This window comes from Sandaracinobacter sp. T42 (assembly GCF_059115405.1).
In genome coordinates, this window is the sequence record NZ_CM181101.1 from 2,222,283 (window position 1) to 2,241,802 (window position 19,520).

The 19,520-nt window shown below is 64.8% G+C and carries 19 protein-coding genes and 1 tRNA gene; 8 read left to right on the forward strand and 12 right to left on the reverse strand.

What is annotated here, in order from left to right:
* The first annotated feature begins 37 nt into the window (after positions 1-37).
* Together ACW9TV_RS10870 and ACW9TV_RS10875 are read left to right on the forward strand one after the other, a co-directional pair.
* A complete protein-coding gene (locus ACW9TV_RS10870; protein ID WP_494303498.1) occupies positions 38-826 on the forward strand; it encodes an SDR family oxidoreductase in 789 nt (262 codons plus the stop codon).
* On the forward strand, positions 823-1,221 hold the full coding sequence (locus tag ACW9TV_RS10875; RefSeq protein WP_494303499.1) for a dihydroneopterin aldolase: 399 nt from the start codon (positions 823-825) through the stop codon (positions 1,219-1,221). The genes ACW9TV_RS10870 and ACW9TV_RS10875 overlap by 4 nt, the downstream gene beginning before the upstream one ends.
* On the opposite strand, the gene ACW9TV_RS10880 is transcribed toward ACW9TV_RS10875, so the two are convergent.
* Positions 1,218-2,045 (reverse strand): hypothetical protein, encoded by an 828-nt coding sequence (locus ACW9TV_RS10880; protein ID WP_494303500.1) that lies wholly within the window; start codon positions 2,043-2,045, stop codon positions 1,218-1,220. The two genes, ACW9TV_RS10875 and ACW9TV_RS10880, sit on opposite strands and share 4 nt — an antisense overlap.
* Positions 2,046-2,511: 466 nt before the next feature.
* On the opposite strand from ACW9TV_RS10880, the gene ACW9TV_RS10885 reads away from it, so the two are divergent.
* The 4 genes from ACW9TV_RS10885 to ACW9TV_RS10900 all read left to right on the forward strand — a co-directional run bounded on the left by ACW9TV_RS10885 (position 2,512) and on the right by ACW9TV_RS10900 (position 4,909).
* A complete protein-coding gene (locus ACW9TV_RS10885; RefSeq protein ID WP_494303501.1) occupies positions 2,512-3,171 on the forward strand; it encodes an energy transducer TonB in 660 nt (219 codons plus the stop codon).
* A 68-nt stretch (positions 3,172-3,239) separates the two neighbouring features.
* Positions 3,240-3,959: a MotA/TolQ/ExbB proton channel family protein gene (locus ACW9TV_RS10890; protein ID WP_494303502.1), complete on the forward strand. Its 720-nt coding sequence runs from the start codon at positions 3,240-3,242 to the stop codon at positions 3,957-3,959.
* A gap of 33 nt (positions 3,960-3,992) precedes the next feature.
* Positions 3,993-4,463, forward strand: coding sequence for an ExbD/TolR family protein (locus ACW9TV_RS10895; RefSeq protein ID WP_494303503.1), 471 nt, complete (start codon positions 3,993-3,995; stop codon positions 4,461-4,463).
* A gap of 23 nt (positions 4,464-4,486) precedes the next feature.
* Complete coding sequence (locus ACW9TV_RS10900; RefSeq protein ID WP_494305082.1) at positions 4,487-4,909, forward strand: ExbD/TolR family protein; 423 nt, start codon at positions 4,487-4,489, stop codon at positions 4,907-4,909.
* 340 nt (positions 4,910-5,249) lie between these two features.
* On the opposite strand, the gene ACW9TV_RS10905 is transcribed toward ACW9TV_RS10900, so the two are convergent.
* Positions 5,250-7,073: an ABC transporter transmembrane domain-containing protein gene (locus tag ACW9TV_RS10905; protein ID WP_494303504.1), complete on the reverse strand. Its 1,824-nt coding sequence runs from the start codon at positions 7,071-7,073 to the stop codon at positions 5,250-5,252.
* 98 nt (positions 7,074-7,171) lie between these two features.
* Between ACW9TV_RS10905 and ACW9TV_RS10910 the strand changes: the two genes are divergently transcribed.
* Positions 7,172-7,786 carry a DUF4126 domain-containing protein gene (locus ACW9TV_RS10910; RefSeq protein ID WP_494303505.1) on the forward strand — a complete coding sequence of 205 codons (615 nt, stop codon included), beginning with the start codon at positions 7,172-7,174 and terminating at the stop codon, positions 7,784-7,786.
* Positions 7,787-7,816: 30 nt separating this feature from the next.
* On the opposite strand, the gene ACW9TV_RS10915 is transcribed toward ACW9TV_RS10910, so the two are convergent.
* The 8 genes from ACW9TV_RS10915 to ACW9TV_RS10950 form a co-directional block, all read right to left on the reverse strand.
* The gene (locus tag ACW9TV_RS10915) at positions 7,817-9,112 is read right to left on the reverse strand and encodes an acyl-CoA dehydrogenase family protein (RefSeq protein WP_494303506.1); all 1,296 of its coding nucleotides are present in this window, start codon (positions 9,110-9,112) and stop codon (positions 7,817-7,819) included.
* A gap of 41 nt (positions 9,113-9,153) precedes the next feature.
* Positions 9,154-10,458, reverse strand: a complete 1,305-nt coding sequence (locus tag ACW9TV_RS10920; RefSeq protein ID WP_494303507.1) for an MFS transporter — start codon at positions 10,456-10,458, stop codon at positions 9,154-9,156.
* A complete protein-coding gene (locus tag ACW9TV_RS10925) occupies positions 10,446-11,531 on the reverse strand; it encodes an alanine racemase (RefSeq protein ID WP_494303508.1) in 1,086 nt (361 codons plus the stop codon). The genes ACW9TV_RS10920 and ACW9TV_RS10925 overlap by 13 nt, the downstream gene beginning before the upstream one ends.
* Positions 11,532-11,578: 47 nt before the next feature.
* Positions 11,579-12,538: a pyridoxal-phosphate dependent enzyme gene (locus ACW9TV_RS10930; RefSeq protein ID WP_494303509.1), complete on the reverse strand. Its 960-nt coding sequence runs from the start codon at positions 12,536-12,538 to the stop codon at positions 11,579-11,581.
* 139 nt (positions 12,539-12,677) lie between these two features.
* Positions 12,678-12,752 (reverse strand) — tRNA-Gln (locus ACW9TV_RS10935).
* A 98-nt stretch (positions 12,753-12,850) separates the two neighbouring features.
* Positions 12,851-13,750 carry an MraY family glycosyltransferase gene (locus tag ACW9TV_RS10940; RefSeq protein ID WP_494303510.1) on the reverse strand — a complete coding sequence of 300 codons (900 nt, stop codon included), beginning with the start codon at positions 13,748-13,750 and terminating at the stop codon, positions 12,851-12,853.
* 125 nt (positions 13,751-13,875) lie between these two features.
* Positions 13,876-16,566 carry an SLBB domain-containing protein gene (locus ACW9TV_RS10945; RefSeq protein WP_494303511.1) on the reverse strand — a complete coding sequence of 897 codons (2,691 nt, stop codon included), beginning with the start codon at positions 16,564-16,566 and terminating at the stop codon, positions 13,876-13,878.
* Between the two features lie 106 nt (positions 16,567-16,672).
* A complete protein-coding gene (locus ACW9TV_RS10950; RefSeq protein WP_494303512.1) occupies positions 16,673-16,915 on the reverse strand; it encodes a hypothetical protein in 243 nt (80 codons plus the stop codon).
* Positions 16,916-17,244: 329 nt separating this feature from the next.
* Between ACW9TV_RS10950 and ACW9TV_RS10955 the strand changes: the two genes are divergently transcribed.
* On the forward strand, positions 17,245-17,784 hold the full coding sequence (locus tag ACW9TV_RS10955) for a MarR family winged helix-turn-helix transcriptional regulator (RefSeq protein ID WP_494303513.1): 540 nt from the start codon (positions 17,245-17,247) through the stop codon (positions 17,782-17,784).
* Here the strand turns inward: ACW9TV_RS10955 and ACW9TV_RS10960 are convergent.
* Positions 17,705-18,370, reverse strand: a complete 666-nt coding sequence (locus ACW9TV_RS10960) for a hypothetical protein (RefSeq protein ID WP_494303514.1) — start codon at positions 18,368-18,370, stop codon at positions 17,705-17,707. The genes ACW9TV_RS10955 and ACW9TV_RS10960 overlap by 80 nt on opposite strands.
* The gene (gene proC, locus ACW9TV_RS10965) at positions 18,367-19,263 is read right to left on the reverse strand and encodes a pyrroline-5-carboxylate reductase (protein WP_494303515.1); all 897 of its coding nucleotides are present in this window, start codon (positions 19,261-19,263) and stop codon (positions 18,367-18,369) included. The genes ACW9TV_RS10960 and proC overlap by 4 nt, the downstream gene beginning before the upstream one ends.
* Positions 19,264-19,520 lie beyond the last annotated feature (257 nt).

The window sequence follows — 19,520 nt, forward strand, 5'->3', positions numbered from 1 at the left end:
CTAGCCGAGGCAAACGGCCCGCCCTATGTCGTTGGGCATGTCGTTACCCGATGAATTCCGGTCGCAATCCGGTGATGCGCCAATCGCGCTCATGACCGGCGGCGCGAAGCGTGTCGGACGCGCGCTGGCGGAAGCACTGGCCGCGCGCGGGTTCCGGATCGCCCTGCACTTCAACCAATCCCGGCCAGAGGCGGAGGCGGCCGCAGCCGCAATCAGGTCCGCAGGGAACGCGGAGCCGATTCTGGTTCAGGCGGACCTGCAGGAAGCGGATGCCCCAGCCCGCATCTTCGCGGCGTTGCCCGCCGCGCCGTCCTTGCTGGTGAACAACGCCTCCCTCTTCGTCCAGGACAGTTTCGGCCGGATCGATCTTGAGCTCTGGCAACAGCATATGACGGTCAACCTTCTGGCCCCCGTGCTGCTGTCCCAGGCGTTTGCGTCCGCCCTGCCCCCGGATCGGAACGGCCTGATCGTGAATCTGTCGGATGCGAAGCTGTCCAGCCCAAATCCCGATTTCTTCAGCTACACGATTTCCAAGATGGGGCTTGCCGGCGCGACCGAACTGATGGCGCGAACCCTTGCGCCGCGGATCCGCGTCAATGCCATCGCGCCGTCGGTCACGCTGGTGTCCGGTCCGCAAAGCCGCGCCAACTTCGAGAAGGCGCATGTGATGAACGCGCTTGGCCGGGGGGTCGATGTGTCGGATCTTGTCCGCGCGCTGATTTATCTCGTGGAAACCCCGACTGTCACAGGCCAGACACTCGTGATCGACGCCGGCCAGCGTTTCCTCGCCCTTCCCAGGGATGTCGCCTATATGGTTCACCCATGACCGTGATTCCCCTTTCCGACGGGCGCCACCCCGTCCTCACGCCGCGTACGCACGAAGTGATCCTGGAAGATCTCGAGCTGATCGCTGACATCGGTTTCCACGACTTCGAGGTCGGCGTTCCGCAGCGCCTTCTGGCGACAGTCAGGGTCAGGCTCGATCTGGCCCACTGGCCGGAAGCCGACACCCGTGAGGCAAGCTGGAACTATGATTTCATCCGCACGGGTATCCACGCGCTGATGGATGGCCGGCGCTTCAACCTGCAGGAAACGCTGGCGCAGGAAATCTTCGACATGATCGCGGGCAAGCCCGGCGTCATCGGGCTGACGGTCAGCCTGCGCAAGCCCGACGTCTATCCGGATGCCCGGGCCGTGGGTGTGCTGCTCTCTTCGGATTAACCGGGCGTCCGCCCGCAGGCGCCGATGCGGCGCTTCGCCAGCGCCCAGTCTGCGGTCAGTGCCGGGGATGATGCGAACGCAACGGGCAACTGATCCGGCATTCCGCAGGCAAGGCCGCGCCAGAGCAGCGTTCGCGGCTGCACCGGCTGGGCCATCTCCACCAGATCGCCCGTTGCCACCAAAACGGTTTCACGCGCGCCCGGCGCCCGGGTGACGACCAGAGTCAGCGGGGCGCCGCCTTCCGTTCGCAGGAAGAACTGGCTTTCGGATGCGCCGGCAACATCCCCATCGCTGTGGAAGGCATCCCGAACCCCGGTGACCATCAGGCCGGTCGCACCGGGCTTCAGTGCCTGCTTCAGCACATCGCGAACGATGGCGTCCGCCTCCGCACTCCAGGGCTGTTGGCCCGAACGGCTGATCAGTGCCAGCGGCTGAACGGCGGGATCCGACCCCCCGTCCAGCGGGCGCGCGAACACCAGCACATCGGCCTGCTTGCCGAAGGGTGGGCGCCCCCTGGCGTCGGCGGGGCCTTGCCACCGCCAGGCCGCCTCGGCCGGCAGCACCGAAGGCGATTTGAGCGCCGCGGAAAGACCGGCGCGGACAAGCGCGCGAACCTCTGCCGGCGGAACATCCGGCGCCTCCTTGCGTGACAGCCGGTCCACCCGGTTGACGGATGCCCGGATCACGACAGGGCTGGAAAGGGCGAGATCGGCCCAGTCCGTCCAGGTAAGGGGCGTCGCAGCCGGCGGCGATTGCGCAGGCGCGGAGGCAAACGGCACGAAGGCCGCAAGCACACACAACAGGGTCGGGCGCAGCAAAAGCATGTAAAAACGCGGCTACACGAAAAGCGGTTGCGGCTGAAAGAGGCCAGCGGTATCAAAACTGCATCCGGATCGCAGTTTGCCGCGATCCGGCCCGATGCAAGCCCAAGGGACCAGAAGGGCACGACGGCCATGAAGAGCCGCAGCTAGGGCCGGGTCAATCGCGGGCATATTCAGGTTGCGCGCCCGGAAGGTCAGCCGGTAAGGGTGCGTCCGAATCGGATGTTCCATCTTTCCGGGCGTTTTGGTCCACAGTTTCCGCTTTTTTGGAATCGGTGGCATCTGAAGGCTCGGACGCCTGTGGGGGGCGTGATCGGAACCTGAGATTAACAGGGTCGGGTTTCACTGCCGAACGGCCGTGATTACCTTGCCTTGTAGTGGAACTGCGACTTCTTTCCGAGGTCGTGATTGAACTGGGCAGGCAGCCCTTCATTGGGCCGCGCAGCTGAGAGGGAGTGGCACTGAGCCTATGTCGTATCTTCAGCAGGAAGGCATCAGCAAGCGGACGTGGTACGCGATCATTGCGGTCGCGATTCTCCACGTTCTGCTGGGCTACGCCCTGATTTCGGGCCTTGCCATCAAGGCCGTGAAGGTCATCACCGGGCCGCTGGAAACGGTGAACATCGAAGAGCAGGCGCCGCCGCCGGACGAACCGCCGCCGCCGCCGCCGAAGCTCGAAGATATTCCGCCGTATGTCCCGCCGCCGGACGTGCAGATCGAAACTTCTGCACCGCCGCCGCCGACCATCACCACGCAGACTGCGGTTCCGCAACCGCAGCCGACCGTGACGGCACCGCCGGCACCGCCGGCACCGCCGGCGCCGGCCGCCGTTCCCGGCACGCCGCCGCAAGCCATCGCGCGCACCTTCACCGTTTCCGAAGACGATTACCCGGACGCTTCGCGCCGGGCCGGCGAAGAAGGTGTGACGAGCGTGCGTGTGACGGTTGGCACCGATGGTCGCGTGAAGGCCTGTTCGGTCACCAACTCGAGCGGGTTCTCCCGCCTCGACGAACGGGCCTGCCAGATCGCCGAACGGCGCTGGCGCTTCAAGCCCGCCACCGAAAACGGCCAGCCCGTGGAAGCGACGATCACTCGCAACTATCGCTGGCAGCTTCGGGAAGGCCGCTGAGGCGGTTTCGCGGACCAAGACCAACCGAAATCCTTGAACAACCCAATTTACGCTAGAGGGACTTAAACATGGCTGCTGTTACCACCGAGAACCCGTACGGCCTGGTTGCCGCACTCGAACAGGGCGGCATCATCGCCCAGGTCATCTTCGGCATCATGGTGCTGATGTCTGTCGTGTCGTGGTACATCATGTTCACCAAGTGGTTCGAACAGAAGAAGATGCTCAGCGAAGCTGCTGATGTCGAAAAGAAGGTCTGGTCCGCGACCAGCCTGAAGGAAGGCACCGCGAAGCTCGACAAGAACTCGGCGTTCCGCCAGCTGGCCGAAGACGGCCTGCGCGCTTTCGATCACCACGAAGGCAAGCTGACCGACCAGATCGACCAGCACGAGTGGGTGACGATGACGCTGAACCGTTCGGCCGGCCTCATCGGCACGAAGCTTGGTTCGGGCCTGTCGTTCCTCGCCTCGGTCGGCGCCACCGCTCCGTTCATCGGTCTGCTCGGCACCGTCATCGGCATCTACCGCGCCCTGATCAACATCGGGATCTCCGGCTCGGCCGCCATCGACAAGGTCGCTGGCCCCGTCGGTGAAGCCCTCATCATGACGGCCATCGGTCTCGCGGTCGCGGTTCCGGCGGTGCTCGGCTACAACTACCTGGCCGGCCGCAACAAGACGATCATGGAAAAGCTGAACACCTTCGCGGCCGACGTGCACGGTTACCTGCTGTCGGGTTCGCGCATGGCCCGTCAGGCGCCGGCTGCTCCCGCCGCCGCTCCCGTCAAGAAGTAAGCGCGTCTCGCGCACCGCCAAGGGGAATTACCCATGGGAATGAGCGTAGGGGGCGACAACGAAGAAGGCGCCCTGATGTCGGAAATCAACACCACGCCCCTTGTGGACGTGATGCTGGTTCTCCTCATCATCTTCCTGATCACCGTGCCCGTCGTTATCCAGACGGTTCCGGTGGAACTGCCCAAGGTGGCAAACATCGTCACCATCACCAAGCCCGAGAATGTTCCCCTGTCGGTGGATGCGAACTGCGACATCTTCTGGGGAATGGGCAAGATGGAGTCGACCGAGCAACTTCGGGAAAAGGGCGCCAACTATCTCCTCGAGGAAGTCGAGAAGCAGAAGGCGGCCGGTGCGAAGATCGAACTTCCGGAAGTCCATATCCGGGGTGATGCGAGCACTGAATACCGTTGCATCGGCGGAGCCATCTTCGCCATGCAGCGGGCCGGTTATCAGAAGATCGGTTTCATCTCGAACCCGCCCCCCGGCACCGTGCCAACCCGCTAAGAATCCGGAGAAATATCATGGGAATGTCAGTGGGATCCGGTGGCGGCGAAGACAAGCCAATGGGCGATATGAACACGACGCCGTTGATCGACGTCATGCTCGTTCTGCTCATCATGTTCATCATCACCATTCCGATCCAGACCCACGCGACGAAGCTCGACCTTCCGCCGCCGACCAACCTGCCGAACGACATCAAGCCTGATTTCAACCAGGTGAACATCGACTTCCTGAACACGATCTACTGGAATGATCAGGAAGTCACGCTCGAGCAGCTGAATACCTACCTGACGCAGGTCGGGCAGATTCAACCGGCGGAATCGCAACCCGAGCTGCGGCTCAAGCCGGACCAGCTGGCCCGGTACGAGATCGTCAACAAGGTTATGGCGATGGCGCAGCAGGCTGGAATCCAGAAGATGGGTTTCGTCGGCAACGAGGCTTACGCGTAAGCGAACGCCTTCCGGACACCACGGCAAAGGGTATCGCCCGGCGCCACAGTGTTCCGCACAAACCAAATGGAAAGGCGGGGTTTCGGCCCCGCCTTTTCTTTTTTGGGGCCTGCCTATTCTGCACGGCAGGCCCCGCCCACGAGGGGGCCTGCCCCGGCCTCAATTCGGGCGGCTGTTCATTCAGGCGAATAGTTCCGCCAGGCCGGCCTGCCACGCGCAATCGGGCGACGGCTGCCGTCCTTCAAAGGGACGCATCGTCAGACGCCCGAATAACCATATCGCAGATAACGAAGCCCGAGGTTCCTCCCGAGCCTTGTTCCTGTTGCAGCCTCTGTTGCGTTCAATCCCGGCTGGGATCCAGCCCGGCAAACTGCAGGCTCGCCAGCCGGGCATAGAGGCCCTCTGCCGCGACAAGTTCCTCATGGCGTCCGATCTCCACGATCTCGCCCTTGTCCATCACCACGATCCTGTCCGCATCCCGAACCGTCGCAAGGCGGTGCGCGATCACCAGGCTGGTGCGGCCCTGCATCAGATGCTCCAGCGCTTCCTGCACGGCGGCCTCGCTTTCCGCATCGAGCGCGCTGGTTGCTTCATCAAGCAGCAGGATGGGGGCGTCTTTCAGCAGGGCGCGGGCAATTGCGATCCGCTGGCGCTGCCCACCGGACAGTTGCGCCCCACCCTCCCCCAGTTCGGTTTCCAGCCCTCTGGGCAGGGCTCGAAGGAAGCCGGCGGCATTGGCGGCTTCGGCGGCGGCCCAGATATCCGCTTCGCTGGCGTCCGGTCGGCCGTAAAGGATGTTCTCCCGTGCGGATCCCATGAACACAACGGCTTCCTGCGGAACGATCGCGATCCGGGCGCGGATTTCTGCCGGATCGGCCAGACGAAGATCGACGCCGTCCATCAGCACGCGACCCTCGGCGGGATCATAGAAGCGCTGGACCAGCTGGAACAGGGTCGTCTTGCCGGCACCCGACGGGCCGACGACGGCAACCCGTTCCCCCGGGCGGATATCCAGGCTGAATCCGTTCAGCGCGGCCATGTCCGGCCGGCTGGGATAGCGGAACGAAACCCGATCGAACTGAAGGCGGCCCTGCGATGGCTGCGGCAGGGCGACCGGGTTGGCGGGCCTTGTGATCGCCGGCCGCTCCGCCAGCAACTCCCGCAGACGCGCGGATGCACCCGCTGCCCGAAGGAAATCACCATATACCTCGGTCAGCGCCCCGAACGCACCCGCCACAAGCGCCGCCGCCAGCACGAAGGCCGTGATCGTTCCGCCGCTCATCCGGCCCGCGATCACGTCGCGCGCACCTTCCCAAAGCACCAGCGTGATCGCACCGAACACCAGCGTGATCACGATCGCCGTCATCACGGACCGCAAAGAGATGCGCCGCTTCGCCGTGGCGAAAGCGGCTTCGGCTGCTGCGGCAAAGCGCCGGGTTTCCCGATCTTCCGCGCCGAAGGCCTGCACGACCTTGATGGCACGCAACACCTCGGACACGATTGTGCCCACGTCGGCCACCCGATCCTGGCTCTTCTGCGAAAGCGCCCGCACCTTGCGGCCCATGAACACGATCGGCAGGATAACGACCGGGATGACCACCAGCATCAGCGCGGTCAGCTTTGGGCTCAACCAGAACAGGTAGAGGATTCCGCCAAGGCCCATGAACAGGTTGCGCAGCGCCACGGAAACAGATGTCGCGACCACCTGATCGATGATGCTGGTATCCGCCGTCAGTCTGGAAGCGATTTCCGATGGCCGGTTCAGTTCGAAGAAGGCCGGATCCAGCCGCACCAGATGCGCCTGCACATCGCGGCGCAGGTCGGCAACCACGCGTTCACCCATCCAGCTGACGAAATAGAAGCGCGTCGCCGTGGCCAGGCCCATCACCAGCACGATCGCCAGCATGCCCATGAAGTAGGGCGCGATATCTGCGCCGGCCCCGGCCCCGAAACCCTTGTCCACCACCAGTTTCAGGCCTTGCGGGATGGCCAGCGTGGCGCTTGCCGCAACGATCAGCGCGACCAGCGCGGCGGCGATCTGCGGGGGATAATTGCGCGCATAGCCCCACAGCAGGCCAAGGTTGGTCAGCTTTCGAGAGGGCGGTGCCTCGAACGATCGGCGGTCGGGGCTGGGTGGCGGCGCGGGGGCGGATGGAGCATTCACGCGGACCAGATAGGCGCTTGGCGGTCCCGCCTCAATCACCCCACTTGCCAATCCACGCTTCAGGCAGGCAAATTCCGGCATCGAGGGGGTATTGAAGGATGGGACCAGCCGAACTGATCGCCATGGCCGCCAGTTTCAGCCTGCTGGCGGGCTGGCGCCTCTATGCAGCCGTTCTCGTGGCCGGCATCGCCATGTTCTTCGATCTCATCCCCCTGCCCGAGCATCTGGCCACCCTGAAGGTGCTGGGCAATCCATGGGTGCTGGGTGTCGCCCTCATCGGCGCCGTCGCGGAGTTCCTCGCTGACAAGATCGCCTGGGTCGACAGCGCATGGGATGGCGTGCACACGATCATCAGGCCGCTGGGCGGCGCGCTTCTGGCGCTGGCCATCATCGACCCGGCGCAGCCTGTCTGGCAGATCGTGGTTCTGCTGCTTGGCGGGGGCTCGGCGCTGCTCTCGCACGGGGCCAAGGCCAGCACGCGCGCGGCCGTCAACGCCAGCCCCGAACCCGTTTCGAATGTGATCATGTCCTCGGCGGAAGATGTGGCGACGACAACGGCTCTGCTCGTGGCACTGGCAAATCCATGGATCGCCCTTGGGCTCGTGCTGCTGCTGCTGGCGGTTACCGTCGGCATCTTCTTTGCCGTCAGGCGCTTCGTGAAGGATGTCGGCGATCTCTTCCGGACGCCCGAACCGCCCGGCCCCAAGGGCTGAGGCAGGGGCGGAACGCCCCTGCCCTTCCAGCTATTTTCCGTCCTGGAACAGCGCCTTGCGCGGCCCCAGATAGCCGAACAGATAAGCAGCCACCTTGCGCATCTGGATTTCTTCGGACCCTTCCGTGATGCGATAGCGGCGGTGGTGCCGGAAGATATGTTCGAACGGCTTGTGGCGCGAATAGCCGATGCCGCCATGCACCTGCATCGCCCTGTCTGCCGCCTCGCACACCAGCCGGTTCGCCCAGTAGTTGCACATGGAAATCTTGTCCGACAGCTGCTGCTCGATCGCCTCGTGCGGCAACCGGTCCATTTCCCACGCCGTCTTGTAGATCAGCAGACGCAACATCTCGCACTGGGTCGCCAGCTCGACCAGAGGGAACTGGATCGCCTGATTCTTCGAAAGCGCCTCGCCGAACGGTTTGCGCTCCCGGGCGTAGCGCACGCTTTCCTCGACGCAGAAGGTCGCGGCCCCCAGGGAGGACGCCGCCTGACGGATGCGGTTCTGGTGCACAAAGCTCTGCGCCAGCGCCAGTCCGCCTTCCGGCGGCCCCAGAAGTGCTGTTTCAGGCACCCAGACGTTGGTGAAGCTGACACGCGGGTGATCCGTCGGCATGTTGAAGGTCCACAGATACTCCTCAACCTTCACGCCGGGTGTGTCGCTGGGCACCAGAAGGCAACTGATGCCACGCGCCGCGCCATCTTCCCCCGATGTACGGCAGAAAGTGGCCACATGCGTCGCCACATGCATGCCCGTCGTCCACATCTTCTCGCCGTTGATCAGCCAGCCCGGCACACCATCGCGCGTTTCCCGAACGGCGCGCGTTTCCATGTGGGTCGCGTCCGAACCATGGTTCGGCTCCGTCAGGCCGAAGGCGGTGATGCGGGTTCGGGCGAAGCCGCCAAGGATGAACTCTTCCTGCTGGGCCTTGGTTCCGAAGGTTTCGAACATGGCGACAAAGGGGAAATTGCCCACGATCGAATGTTCATTCTGAAGATCATTGTGCAGGCCCAGGCCCTTGCGGGCGAAATGGTCGCGGATCACCGCCATCCACAGGTTGGAACCATCCTTGCCACCATATTTTTTCGGCGCGGAAAAGCGCCAGTGGCCGGCCTTGTCGGCCCGGATCGCGGCTTCGCGCAGCAGCGATTCCCATTCGTGGCGCGGCAGGCCGCCATTTTCGAAATCGGTACGCGCCCATTCGCGGCGGTGATCGAAGAAGCGGATATTGTCGTCCGCATTCTCCAGCGGCTTGATCTCGGCATCGATGAAGGCATCCAGCTCGGCAAGATAGGCCTTCAGATCCTCTGGCAGCGAAAAGTCCATGGTCGGTTCTCCCTCCGCGCCACATTGCGCACAGCAGCCGCTCAGGCCACTTGGCGAATTGGGGAGCGGACGCGCGCCAGAAGCAGAATACTGACCAGCAGAAAGACGATCGCGACCGCAATGCCGGGCCTGACGGAGCCCGTGATGCTGGCGATCAGACCAACCAGGGTCGGACCGACGAAGGCGGTCGCCTTGCCCACGAAGGAATAAAGCCCGAAATAGGCCGCGATCCTTTCGCGTGGGGCCAGCATCGCCATCATCGTGCGCATCCCCGCCAGCGTGAAGGCCGCCCCCAGCGCAATCAGCGCGCCCGACGCCATGAAGCCCCATTCCTGCGGCGACACAAGCGGCACCCCCAGCGCCACGCCGGTCGGAACGCCCAGCAGCCGCCCGGCGTCCGTCAGGATCACGGAAACCGTACCTGTGAACATCAAGGCCAGCCCCAGCAGCGACAGCCGCCGGGGCCCGATCCACCCATCGATGAAGCCCCCCGAAAATCCGCCGATGACCCCGAAGCTGGTGATGACCAGCCCGAACCGGGCAAGCGTGTCGGCTTTCCAGCCGAAGGCTGCCGCCCCCAGAACGGCCCCGAAGGCGAAGATGACCGCCATGCCATCGGCGGAAACCATTCGCACGATCAGGAAAAGCCGCATGTTCCGATCGGCCCAGGCTTCGCGCAATGTCGCCTTCAGGTCGTGCAGCCCCTTCCGGATGGATGGCCGCTCATCGCCCTGCCGATCCGTCCCGACCAGCAGGAATGGCCCCAGGAACAGTAGCACGGCCCCTGCCGCGATCGGCCCTGCCATGCGATCCACTCCATTCTCGACATCGGCCAGAAAGGCCGGCGGCGCCGAAGACAGCGCAAGCACGATCAGCAGCACAGCAATCCCGGCAAGCTGGCTGAAGCCGAACGCCAGCCCCGAAAGAAGCCCCATGCGTTCCGGTCGGGCTGCCACAGGCAGGAAGGCATTGCCGAACTGGTTCATCAACTCGACAGAGACGCCCGCGACGAAGATGGGAATGGCGACCGCCAGAAGCGGTGAGCCCGGCGCGGCAAACCAGAGCGAGAGCGCCGACAGGAAAGTGACCAGCCCGGCCCCGCCCAGCCAGGGCTTCAGCCGGGCGCCGGAATCCGCAATGGATCCAAGAATGGGCGCCAGGATCGCGATCGCAAGCCCGGCCGCCCCCAGCGCATAGCCCCACATGCTCGCGCCCTGCGCCTGTGTCGCGGCGATCGTGCCGGCAAAATAGGGGGCGAACACATAGCGCTGGACAAGGTTCAGATAGGGCTCGTTGGCGGCTTCGGTCATCGACCAGGCCGCTTCCTGCCGGGTCAGCCGGGCCATGGTGTCACTCTCCGCGCATCGATGGGCCAGGGTTCCATCCGCCCATCCTCATCCGCGATCCACAGCACGTCGTGGAGATTCACGGTCGGATCGACATGGCCCGGCCGAAGCCAGACAAGGCTGCCTTCCGCCGGCCAGTCCGGCCAAGGGAAGCCGGGATCGGCATCCAGCGCAGCCACCGCCGCAAACCCTTCGGATTTCAGCCGCCCTTCCGCCGATGGATGGACAAGTGCGCCATGCTCGTCGCCCTGGAAACGGAACCGGGCACCTGCCGGTGCGCCGGCCACCAGCCGCGCAGGCGGTCCGTCTGCCGAAAGCGCCTTCAGCCCGGCATCCAGGGTGATATGGCTCTTGTGCTGCACGGAAACCACGGTGGCCGCCAGCAGCAGCGCCGTTTCATACGGTGCACCGGCTGCGGCATAAGCCACGTCCATCAGTGCATAGGAACCGGCCTGCAGTTCCGTGAAGATGCCTGACGCCAGATCCAGGCCGGCGGTGCCCGTTCCGCCGCCGCTGATGATTGCGGGCGGAAGACCTTGCGACCGCAACATGGACACCAGCGCACCAAGACGGCCCATCGCCTGCCGGTGCGCCGCCGACCGATCCGGATCCGCCTGCAGATGGCCCAGATAGCATTGCACGCCTGCCCATCGTCTGCCTGTCGCCAGAATTTCGCGCACAAGCGCCGGGGCAGCCTCGAAGCTGGTCCCGCTCCGGTGTTGTCCTCCATCCACATCGACCAGCAGGTCGATCGTCCGGGGCGCCATGTCGATCTGGGAACGGCTGTCGACAACGGCCGCAACCCGGACCCCGCGCGAAGCCAGCGCCTCCAGAAGCGGCCAGCCCCAGGGCGGAACGGGCGCAGACAGCAGCAGGTCGCCGATTCCGGCGGCCGCAAATGCCTCCGCTTCCCCGACAGTCTGGCAGCAGATCCCGATCGCCCCCAGCTCAAGCTGACGCCGTGCAAGCCGACTGCACTTCGCCATCTTGCCATGCGGTCTCAAGGCAACCCCGGCGACATCGCACGCCGCCTGCATGGCGGCCAGATTGGCTTCCATGGCGGCTCGGCGCACGATCAGTGCCGGTGTGCGCCCTGGCCGAAGCTTCGCAACGAAGTCCGTCAGCGGGTCCAGGGCAGCCGCTCCAGATCGACATTGCCACCCGTCAGGATCATCCCCACCGCTCCGCCCGCCGGTTTCCACGCGCCTTCCAGAAGGGCAGCGAGCGGCACCGCACTGCTGGGTTCGACAATGATCTTCATCCGTGACCAGATCAGGCGCATCGCCGCCACGATCGCCGTCTCGGATACGGTCACCACATCCCTTGCCATCGCGCGCATCACGCCAAAGGTCATCTCGCTCATCGCCGTGGTCAGGCCGTCGGCTACGGTCGCCACCGGCAGCACCTGCGGCTGCAGGGCGCCCAGCCTGAAGCCGCGCGCGGCATCATCGGCGGCGAGAGGTTCCGTGCCGATCACCGGCACGTCCGGCAACAGTTCGGCTGCCGCCACCAGCGTGCCCGCCAGCAGCCCGCCCCCGCCGACAGGGCAGAGGATGGCACCAAGCGGCTCATTCGCGTCTGCGATCAGTTCCAGGGCAACGGTGCCCTGCCCCGCCGCGACCATTCGGCTGTCGAACGGGGGAATCAGCGCCGCGCCCGTCTGGGCCACGATGGCATCCGCCGCGGCAAGCCTCGCTGCAAGCGTCGGCTCACATTCCACGATCCTGCCGCCATAGCTCGCGACAGCCGCCTTCTTCGGATGGGGCGCGGTGTTCGGCATCACGACATGCGCCGGAATGCCCCGTTCCCTTGCGGCCAGCGCCAGCGCGGCTGCATGGTTGCCACTGCTGTGCGTGACAACGCCACGGGCGGCTTCTTCCGACGAGAGCGCCAGCACCGCATTGAAAGCCCCCCGCGCCTTGAAGGCGCCTGTCCGCTGGAAATTCTCGCACTTGAAAAGGATCCGGCATCCGGCTGCGGCGTCAATCTCTCGGCTGGTCAGGATAGGTGTGCGATGCACATGGCCGGCGATCCGTGTTTCGGCGATACGGATGTCGGCAAAGGTCGGAGTTGTGGTCATGCGGCCTGACTTTGCGGGCAGGCGGGCGGCTGGTCAACGCGGGCCGGAATTTTCGCACATCCAAGGTTGATTCCGGCCGGCATGGCGCCGGGTTAGCCGATGCTTCACTGGTGGGTATTTTGAACAGGAAATCCGGCGGTGGCTGGGGTGCCAGGATTCGAACCTGGGAATGGCGGTACCAAAAACCGCTGCCTTACCGCTTGGCTACACCCCAATGCCGGCTGTTACAGGAGGGAGGCCCGAGGGGCCGATCCGTCCGGAGGCGCGCTGATAGCCGGAACATCGGGGTGCTTCAAGCCCCGATTTGCGTCCTTATACCGCCCGGATACGAGAGGTGGATATGGCGAACCACAGCAGGGCGAAATAGGCTGCCAGCGTGAACATCAGCCAGAACAGTGCGGTGCCCGGAAATGCCACCGCCAAGAGGTTCGGAACGGCAACCAGCGCAAGCACCCATGGCAGCGGCCGCGGCCAGCCCCAGCGGGCATAGAGATAATGATGCAGATGATCACGGCCCGGCGTGAACGGGCTCTTGCCCTGCCACAGGCGGAGGATGATCAGGCGTAGCGTATCGAACACCGGCACGGCGAAAATCAGCGCGATATCGTCCGCCCGGACATCCGCGAACCCATGATTCCAGGCATAGATGCCCAGCAGGCCGAACATCGCGGACAGTCCGTAGCTGCCATTGTCGCCAAGGAACAGGCGCCCCTTCATGTTGAAATGGAACAGAACCACCAGCGCGCCGGCAATCGCGGCCATCAGCGGCACCATGTGCGACGGCAGCCTCAGCATCAGGATCGCAGACCAGATCAGGGCCTGGCCGATCACGAGGCCGTTCTTCCCGTCGGCCATGTTCACGGCATTCAGCAGCCCGACAAAGCACAGCAGGGTGAAACCAATGCCGACCAGCCCCGGCATCAGGATCAGACTGGACTGGCCCGAGAACAACAGGAAACTGATCGCAAAATCCGGCACCTGCGCAACCGCGGCCAGCAGGAAGGCGGCGGCGATCATCAGGCGGATCCGCGCGGAAAGACCGAACCTGTCATCCATGGCGCCGACAAGGAAAAGGCCGGTCACTGTCAGCACGAACCAGAACAGAACCGATGCCTGCGCCTGATCCGTGACGAACAGCAACGCACCAACCGCAAGACCGGCCGCGCAAACCAGGGCCAGCCCGCCCACAAGCGGTGTCACACGCGCATGCAACTTCCGTCCGCCTTCAGGATCCGGAAAATCCAGCAATCCCAGAGCCGTTCCGATCGGCATGGCCCAATGGGACACGACGAGCGCAACAAACGCCCCCAGCATCGCAAAGGGGACAGCCAGCAACATCAGTTGTTCGCCAGCACCGCCACCGTTGCAACCGATGTCGCAAGCTGTGCGATGATGGCTGTCACGTCCCGGAAGACCGACAGGCGGTAAAGCGGATCGATATTCTTCGGCACGATGATCGTGGTTCCAGGCGGCGGCGTACCGCCCCCGCGGCCGCTCGCACGGATCGGCTGGGCCATGCCATTTGGCAGCACCATGAACGCCCTGTCGTCATCTGCCGTCCGCTGCATGCCCCCGGCCTCCCGCAGATAGGATTGTGCGGGCTTGCCCTCCACGAATTGCAGGGCGCCCGGATTGTTCACGTCCCCAAGGGCCAGAACATAATTCGGCCGCTTCGGAATGAAAATGCTGTCCCCGGGTTCAAGGATCGTATCCAGGTCCGGTCGCAGTTCCAGAACGCGCGGGTCCGCTTCCACAACCATCCGGCCTGGTGCTTCGGCCGTGCTCAGTGTCTGGATCAGCGCGGCGGCACCTGCCAGCCCATCGCCACTCGACTGGCTCGAACGCGCCGCAATCGCCAACAGGCTGTTGTTCAGTTCGCGCGCGGTCCGCCTGAACCCTTCCTCCTGCGCCTCCTTCACACTCCGGCGGGTAAAGACGGCGCCATAGGCATAACCATAACTGGTCAGGCCGCCCGCCCGCCGAAGCAGCTCGGATAATTTCTCGCCCTTGCGAATGGAATAGAGCCCTGGTCGCGCGACTTCACCCGACAGCAGGATACCCGATCCCTCGAAGGCGCCCTGGCGTGCGTTGAAGCGGATATCGTCCCCGGGCATCAGGGTGGTCACAGCCATCATGGGGCCGCCCGTTTCCACCTGCACACGCTCGGTCGAGCCGCCCGTGCCCCGGTTGATATCAAGCACCAGATCAGTGGCGCCGACGATCAGCCCGTCCGCGACCATCGAAAGGTCACGGGCCGATGCCGCATTGCCGACGGGATAAGCGCCCGGCCGCCTGACTGCGCCGCCGATGCTGACGCTGTGCTCCAGCAGAACAGGCAGAAGCTCGGGTTCGTCTTCGAACACCTTCGGGCACTCGGGGACGGCCTCTTCGTCGGCCTTTCGGCTCTGTGTTCCTGAGACCGCCTGGTCGATCGTCCGACGGCTGGTCTGGCCCAGTGCCGCGCCGACAGTTCCCAGCTTCGCGCCTTCATTCGACACCACCACCAGCCCGGCCCTGGTAACGGCGTTGAAGCGCGAGGCCTCCGTATCCTTCACCAGAGTCTCGAGGCGTTCCAGCGAACGGCATTGCGGAATCGGGTTCGGCTGGCCCAGAACGACCTGCCGCACCGCAACGCTGTTCATGAACTCGATGTCCCGACGCGAGAAGAGGAACAGCCGGTCCTCGCTCTGCAGCGACGTGGAGGAAGGTTCCCGCAATTCCCTCGCAAGATTGACCATCTGGAAGTAACGGGCGCCGCTTGAGGGATCCCGCCGGATCAGCACCGCCCCCAGCTGATAGGTGTCGCTGCGCAGATCGCTGGGTGATCCAACCAGTTCGGCGATCGTCCCTGCTGCAACCAGTGGCCGAGGCCCGGCATTGTCGACATTGCCCGCCAGTTCCACGCGTCCCGTCGCGCCGCCGGCAGAGCCGCCGAACAGCTGCACGGCATCGCCGGCATAGACGGTCGCGCCAAGGCCAGGTGCCCGAACGAAGGTTTCGGTTCCCTCAGGGCCGATCCGGCTGATCACCACCTGCGCACCGCGCTGGCGGATCGCGCCGCCCGCGAAGCCGACTACCGCACTGACCGTGGGAGATCCCCGCAGTTCGTAGATGCCCGGCCGCGCAACCGCGCCGGTCACAGCAATCGTCGGACCGATCACCGGCACGATCACCTTGTCGCCATCCTGCAGGCGGATGGTTGGCGGCGAACCGATTCCCAGAAGACCGTAAAGATCGACCGTCACCGTGCCGCCGCCCGGGCGAACGACACGCACATGCCGCAGGGAGCCAGACCGACGGATGCCCCCGGCCTGTGCCAGAGCCGTTCCCACATCCGAAAGGGATGTCAGGCTATACTGACCCGGCCGCTCCACTTCGCCACCCACGAACACGCTGATGGCGCGAACTTCGCCGACCGAGACGTAAACGTCGGTCGCCAGAAGCGTCCGGCGCGTTTCCGCAGCCAGGTCGTTCCGCACGCTGCCAAGCGAGCGCCCCGCCGCCGGTATCGGCCGCAAATCGCCGACAACAAGCTTTCCGTCACGGTCAACGCGCACCGTCTGCGTACGATTCGTGGCGCCGCGGAAGCTGACCTGCACCTGATCGCCGATGCCCAACACATAGTCGTCGCCGATGGCCCCCGCGCGTGTGCCTGTCGGCGGCGGGGCTGACTGGAAGAAATCATAGCCGAACTGACGCAGATTCTTGTCCTGCAGCCGCAGCCGGTAGTCCTGCTCGATCTGGGAAGGCCTGTAGATTTCGCGCAGATGTTGCCGCGCCTCGGCGCGCCGGACTTCCTGCTCCTCCAGCGTGTCCACCCGCGCACCCGGGACTGAAACCTCGGCGCCAACCGCCTGCGGAAGAGACGATGACGACTGGACCGCCTGTTGCGCGACCCCATCGGCGCCGAGCTGGGATTGCAGGCTCTGAAGAAGACGCGGATCGAGGGATTGCGCCAGAGCGCCGCCCCAGGGCAGGGCAACTGAAACAGAAAGCAGGAGCGCGACCGGACGTTTGAAACAGTACATGGGTCGCACCAGCGAAAACTCCTGCGGTTTGGCGTCGTTTAGGAATCTCGCCCCTGACGGTCAACCATGACAGGCAACGCATCAGTGGGAAATCCAGCCCATCTCCCTACAGAGAAATGTCGGACGCGTCCCGCACGGAAAGCAGATTCCGGACTTCACGGGCCGCCACCTTGTCTGCCGAGCGAGCGACCGAATCCTGTACGGGCCCAGGCTGATCCGCAGCCAGGCCGAGCCCCAGGAACATTGGCGCCAGCAGGAAGAACAGCAGAGCCGCCCCGAATATGCCAAGCACCGCCCAGACGGAGAGCGCGCGAACCCGCCCGCCGTCTCCTTCACCTTCGATCACCACCCCAGTACACCCATGACCAAACTGCCGGACCTCATGCACCGTTCCATGCCCATGAATTTGTGGCGCAGCCATTTCACGAACCAGGACAACAAGCACGCTTAACCAGAAGACAAGTTTAAATTTTCCTCGAAGAATATGAGGAAGTTCTATGATTAATGGACCTTTGCGTGCAGTGCAACATAAATTCGCCCACAAGTTCGGAAATGGCGTCGAGACGGAGCCCTGAGGCAATGGTCACGCCATGACCCCGCAAATTCCCGCAGCATGCAGCCCACCCCTCCGGTCAGGACGCTTGCCGGGGGACCGACAACACGCCAAAATCAGGCAGCATGGCTGACGCATCCACCTCCTCCCTTGGCGCTTCTCGCGCCTCCCCGCTTTTCCTGCGTGAACCGGAAATCCGACGTGGAATCGAACTGCTTTACTTCGGATACGCCAACATGATCCGGGGCGCCGATGCCATACTGGAAAACAGGGGACTGGGGCGCGCCCACCATCGGGCCCTCTATTTCATTTCCCGTCAGCCTGGCCTCGCCGTCTCAGACCTTTTGCGCCTTCTTGCGATCACAAAACAGTCGCTGTCGCGGGTGCTGGCAGATCTCGTGTCCGCCGGCTTCGTTGCTCAGGCGGTTGGCACGCACGACAGGCGTCAGCGTCTGCTGACGCTCACGCCGGAAGGCGCCGCGCTGGAAGGCCTGCTTTTCGAAGCGCTGAAGGAACGGATGGCAGCCGCCTACGCACAGGCAGGACAGCAGGCGGTCGGCGGATTCTGGGCTGTGCTGTCCGGCCTTATTCCGCCTGAGGAACGGGCGATGGTTGAGGAACTGGATCGCCGCTCCCGCGCGGGCGGGGCAGCGGCAGCCGGCTGAGCAGCGACGTCAGGCCCGGAAGGCCGACAAGGTCCGGGCTCGGCCCGTTCAACTCCGCATCCTCTGCCCGGCCAAGCAGCCGATCCAGCGCGGCCATCGTTGCCGACATGTCGGCGCTTTCATCCTTCGCCCAGGATCGGAACGCCTGAACGCAAAGCCCTGAAAGAACCGCCAGGCGCAACCGCCCCCGCACACCGCGGATATCGACTCCCGCAGCCTGTGCCAGACGGCGGACATGAAAGGCGCCTTGCCCGGCAAGCAGCAAGGCCACAACCGGATCCCGGCTTTTCCAGATCGCAAGCGCCGCTGCGCGTCGGGCCTGCAAGGCATCGAACCCCTGCATCAGGCCATCGAACAACCTGTCCCGAACCGAGCCCTGCGCCGCCTGAGCCCCAGCGACAGCATCGGCCGCGACACGATCCAGAAAGGCGGCGGTGGCCTCGATCCGGTCGCCCAGCCGCCGCACAAGCTCGTCGGGCTCCGTACCGGCGCGAGCCGCGACAGCTTCCGCCGCAGCCCGTCGCCAGCCGGCTTCGCCGATCTCGGCCAGCCAAGCGTTCAGCAGACTTTCCCTTTCGGTCGTCACAGCAGCAGACCCTGCTGCGGCTTCGGCGCAACCGGGGCCTGCGCCTGCTCCCCATCGGCCGCAGCCGCCAGCTGCCGTGATCGCTCCGTGGCAGCCCGCACGGTCGAGCGCATCAGGCTGCTGAGAAGCCCGTCACCGTCCAGACGCTGCAGACCCGCAGCCGTCGTCCCGTTCGGGCTTGTCACCTGATCCCGCAGCTTCGCGGGCGAAAGGTCGGATCGGGCCGCCAGCTCCGCAGCGCCGGCCACGGTCTGCAGGGCAAGCGACTTGGCGATCCCCTCCGGCAGGCCTACGGCCTCCCCCGCGTCCGCCAGCGCCTCGATGAAGCGGAACAGATAGGCAGGGCCGGATCCGGACAGGCCCGTGACAGCGTCGAACTGATCCTCGTCCTCAAGCCACAGCCAGCGGCCGGCAGCCTCCGCCATCCATTCCACGGCCGCGCGCACCCCGGCCCCGGCCCCATCCGCATACAGGGCCGTCATGCCCCGCCCGATCCGTGCCGGCGTGTTCGGCATCATCCGCACCACTGCAGCAGCCGGAAATGCCGACTTCAGCGTCGCGATCCTGACGCCAGCCAGCATCGACAGAATGGGTGCATCCCCGGCAGCCGTGGCGATGGCAGGCCCCGCCTGCGCCAGCATCTGCGGCTTGATCCCCAGCACCACAATCGTCGGGGCGCCCGACATCGCCATCGCCTGGCCCGGATCGTCGGCCACGGGCCCAGCAAACCCTGCCGGCAATCCGCGGGGATCCGGATCGACAACCGTCACAGAGGCGGCCGGCAGGCCGGATTCGATCCAGCGCGACAGCAACGCCCCCCCCATTGCCCCGCACCCCACCAGCCAGGGGCGCCGCAAAAGGGACGGAACCGGATCAGGTTCGAAATGAAACATGATCCGTCTCTAGAGATGGAAGCCGGCATGAGCAAGACGAGCCTTTACCCATTGCCCTGAAAGGAAAAACCTTGCCATCAAAAGCTGCACGGCAGCCCGCTCGCCACTGGTCGGAAGACAGCTCGGCCACGCTTCGGGCCCTTCTAAGCTTCAATCCTATGCAAGCCTTAGTATTTCACCGAAGTTTCACAAAATTCGACCACAAGCCGCGCACCCTGCTTGACCAGATCGGCCTGCTGGGTCAGTGAGGAGGTCGG

Excerpts from the sequence above, each read along its gene's own strand:
- ACW9TV_RS10890 (WP_494303502.1), top strand. The coding sequence starts at position 3,240 with ATGGCTGCTGTTACCACCGAGAACCCGTACGGCCTGGTTGCCGCACTC.
- ACW9TV_RS10945 (WP_494303511.1), bottom strand. The coding sequence starts at position 16,566 with ATGTACTGTTTCAAACGTCCGGTCGCGCTCCTGCTTTCTGTTTCAGTT.
- ACW9TV_RS10920 (WP_494303507.1), bottom strand. The coding sequence starts at position 10,458 with ATGGCCCGGCTGACCCGGCAGGAAGCGGCCTGGTCGATGACCGAAGCC.
- ACW9TV_RS10870 (WP_494303498.1), top strand. The coding sequence starts at position 38 with ATGTCGTTACCCGATGAATTCCGGTCGCAATCCGGTGATGCGCCAATC.
- ACW9TV_RS10910 (WP_494303505.1), top strand. The coding sequence starts at position 7,172 with ATGGGACCAGCCGAACTGATCGCCATGGCCGCCAGTTTCAGCCTGCTG.
- ACW9TV_RS10955 (WP_494303513.1), top strand. The coding sequence starts at position 17,245 with ATGGCTGACGCATCCACCTCCTCCCTTGGCGCTTCTCGCGCCTCCCCG.
- ACW9TV_RS10895 (WP_494303503.1), top strand. The coding sequence starts at position 3,993 with ATGGGAATGAGCGTAGGGGGCGACAACGAAGAAGGCGCCCTGATGTCG.
- ACW9TV_RS10915 (WP_494303506.1), bottom strand. The coding sequence starts at position 9,112 with ATGGACTTTTCGCTGCCAGAGGATCTGAAGGCCTATCTTGCCGAGCTG.
- ACW9TV_RS10930 (WP_494303509.1), bottom strand. The coding sequence starts at position 12,538 with ATGACCACAACTCCGACCTTTGCCGACATCCGTATCGCCGAAACACGG.
- ACW9TV_RS10880 (WP_494303500.1), bottom strand. The coding sequence starts at position 2,045 with ATGCTTTTGCTGCGCCCGACCCTGTTGTGTGTGCTTGCGGCCTTCGTG.
- ACW9TV_RS10900 (WP_494305082.1), top strand. The coding sequence starts at position 4,487 with ATGTCAGTGGGATCCGGTGGCGGCGAAGACAAGCCAATGGGCGATATG.
- proC (WP_494303515.1), bottom strand. The coding sequence starts at position 19,263 with ATGTTTCATTTCGAACCTGATCCGGTTCCGTCCCTTTTGCGGCGCCCC.
- ACW9TV_RS10875 (WP_494303499.1), top strand. The coding sequence starts at position 823 with ATGACCGTGATTCCCCTTTCCGACGGGCGCCACCCCGTCCTCACGCCG.
- ACW9TV_RS10885 (WP_494303501.1), top strand. The coding sequence starts at position 2,512 with ATGTCGTATCTTCAGCAGGAAGGCATCAGCAAGCGGACGTGGTACGCG.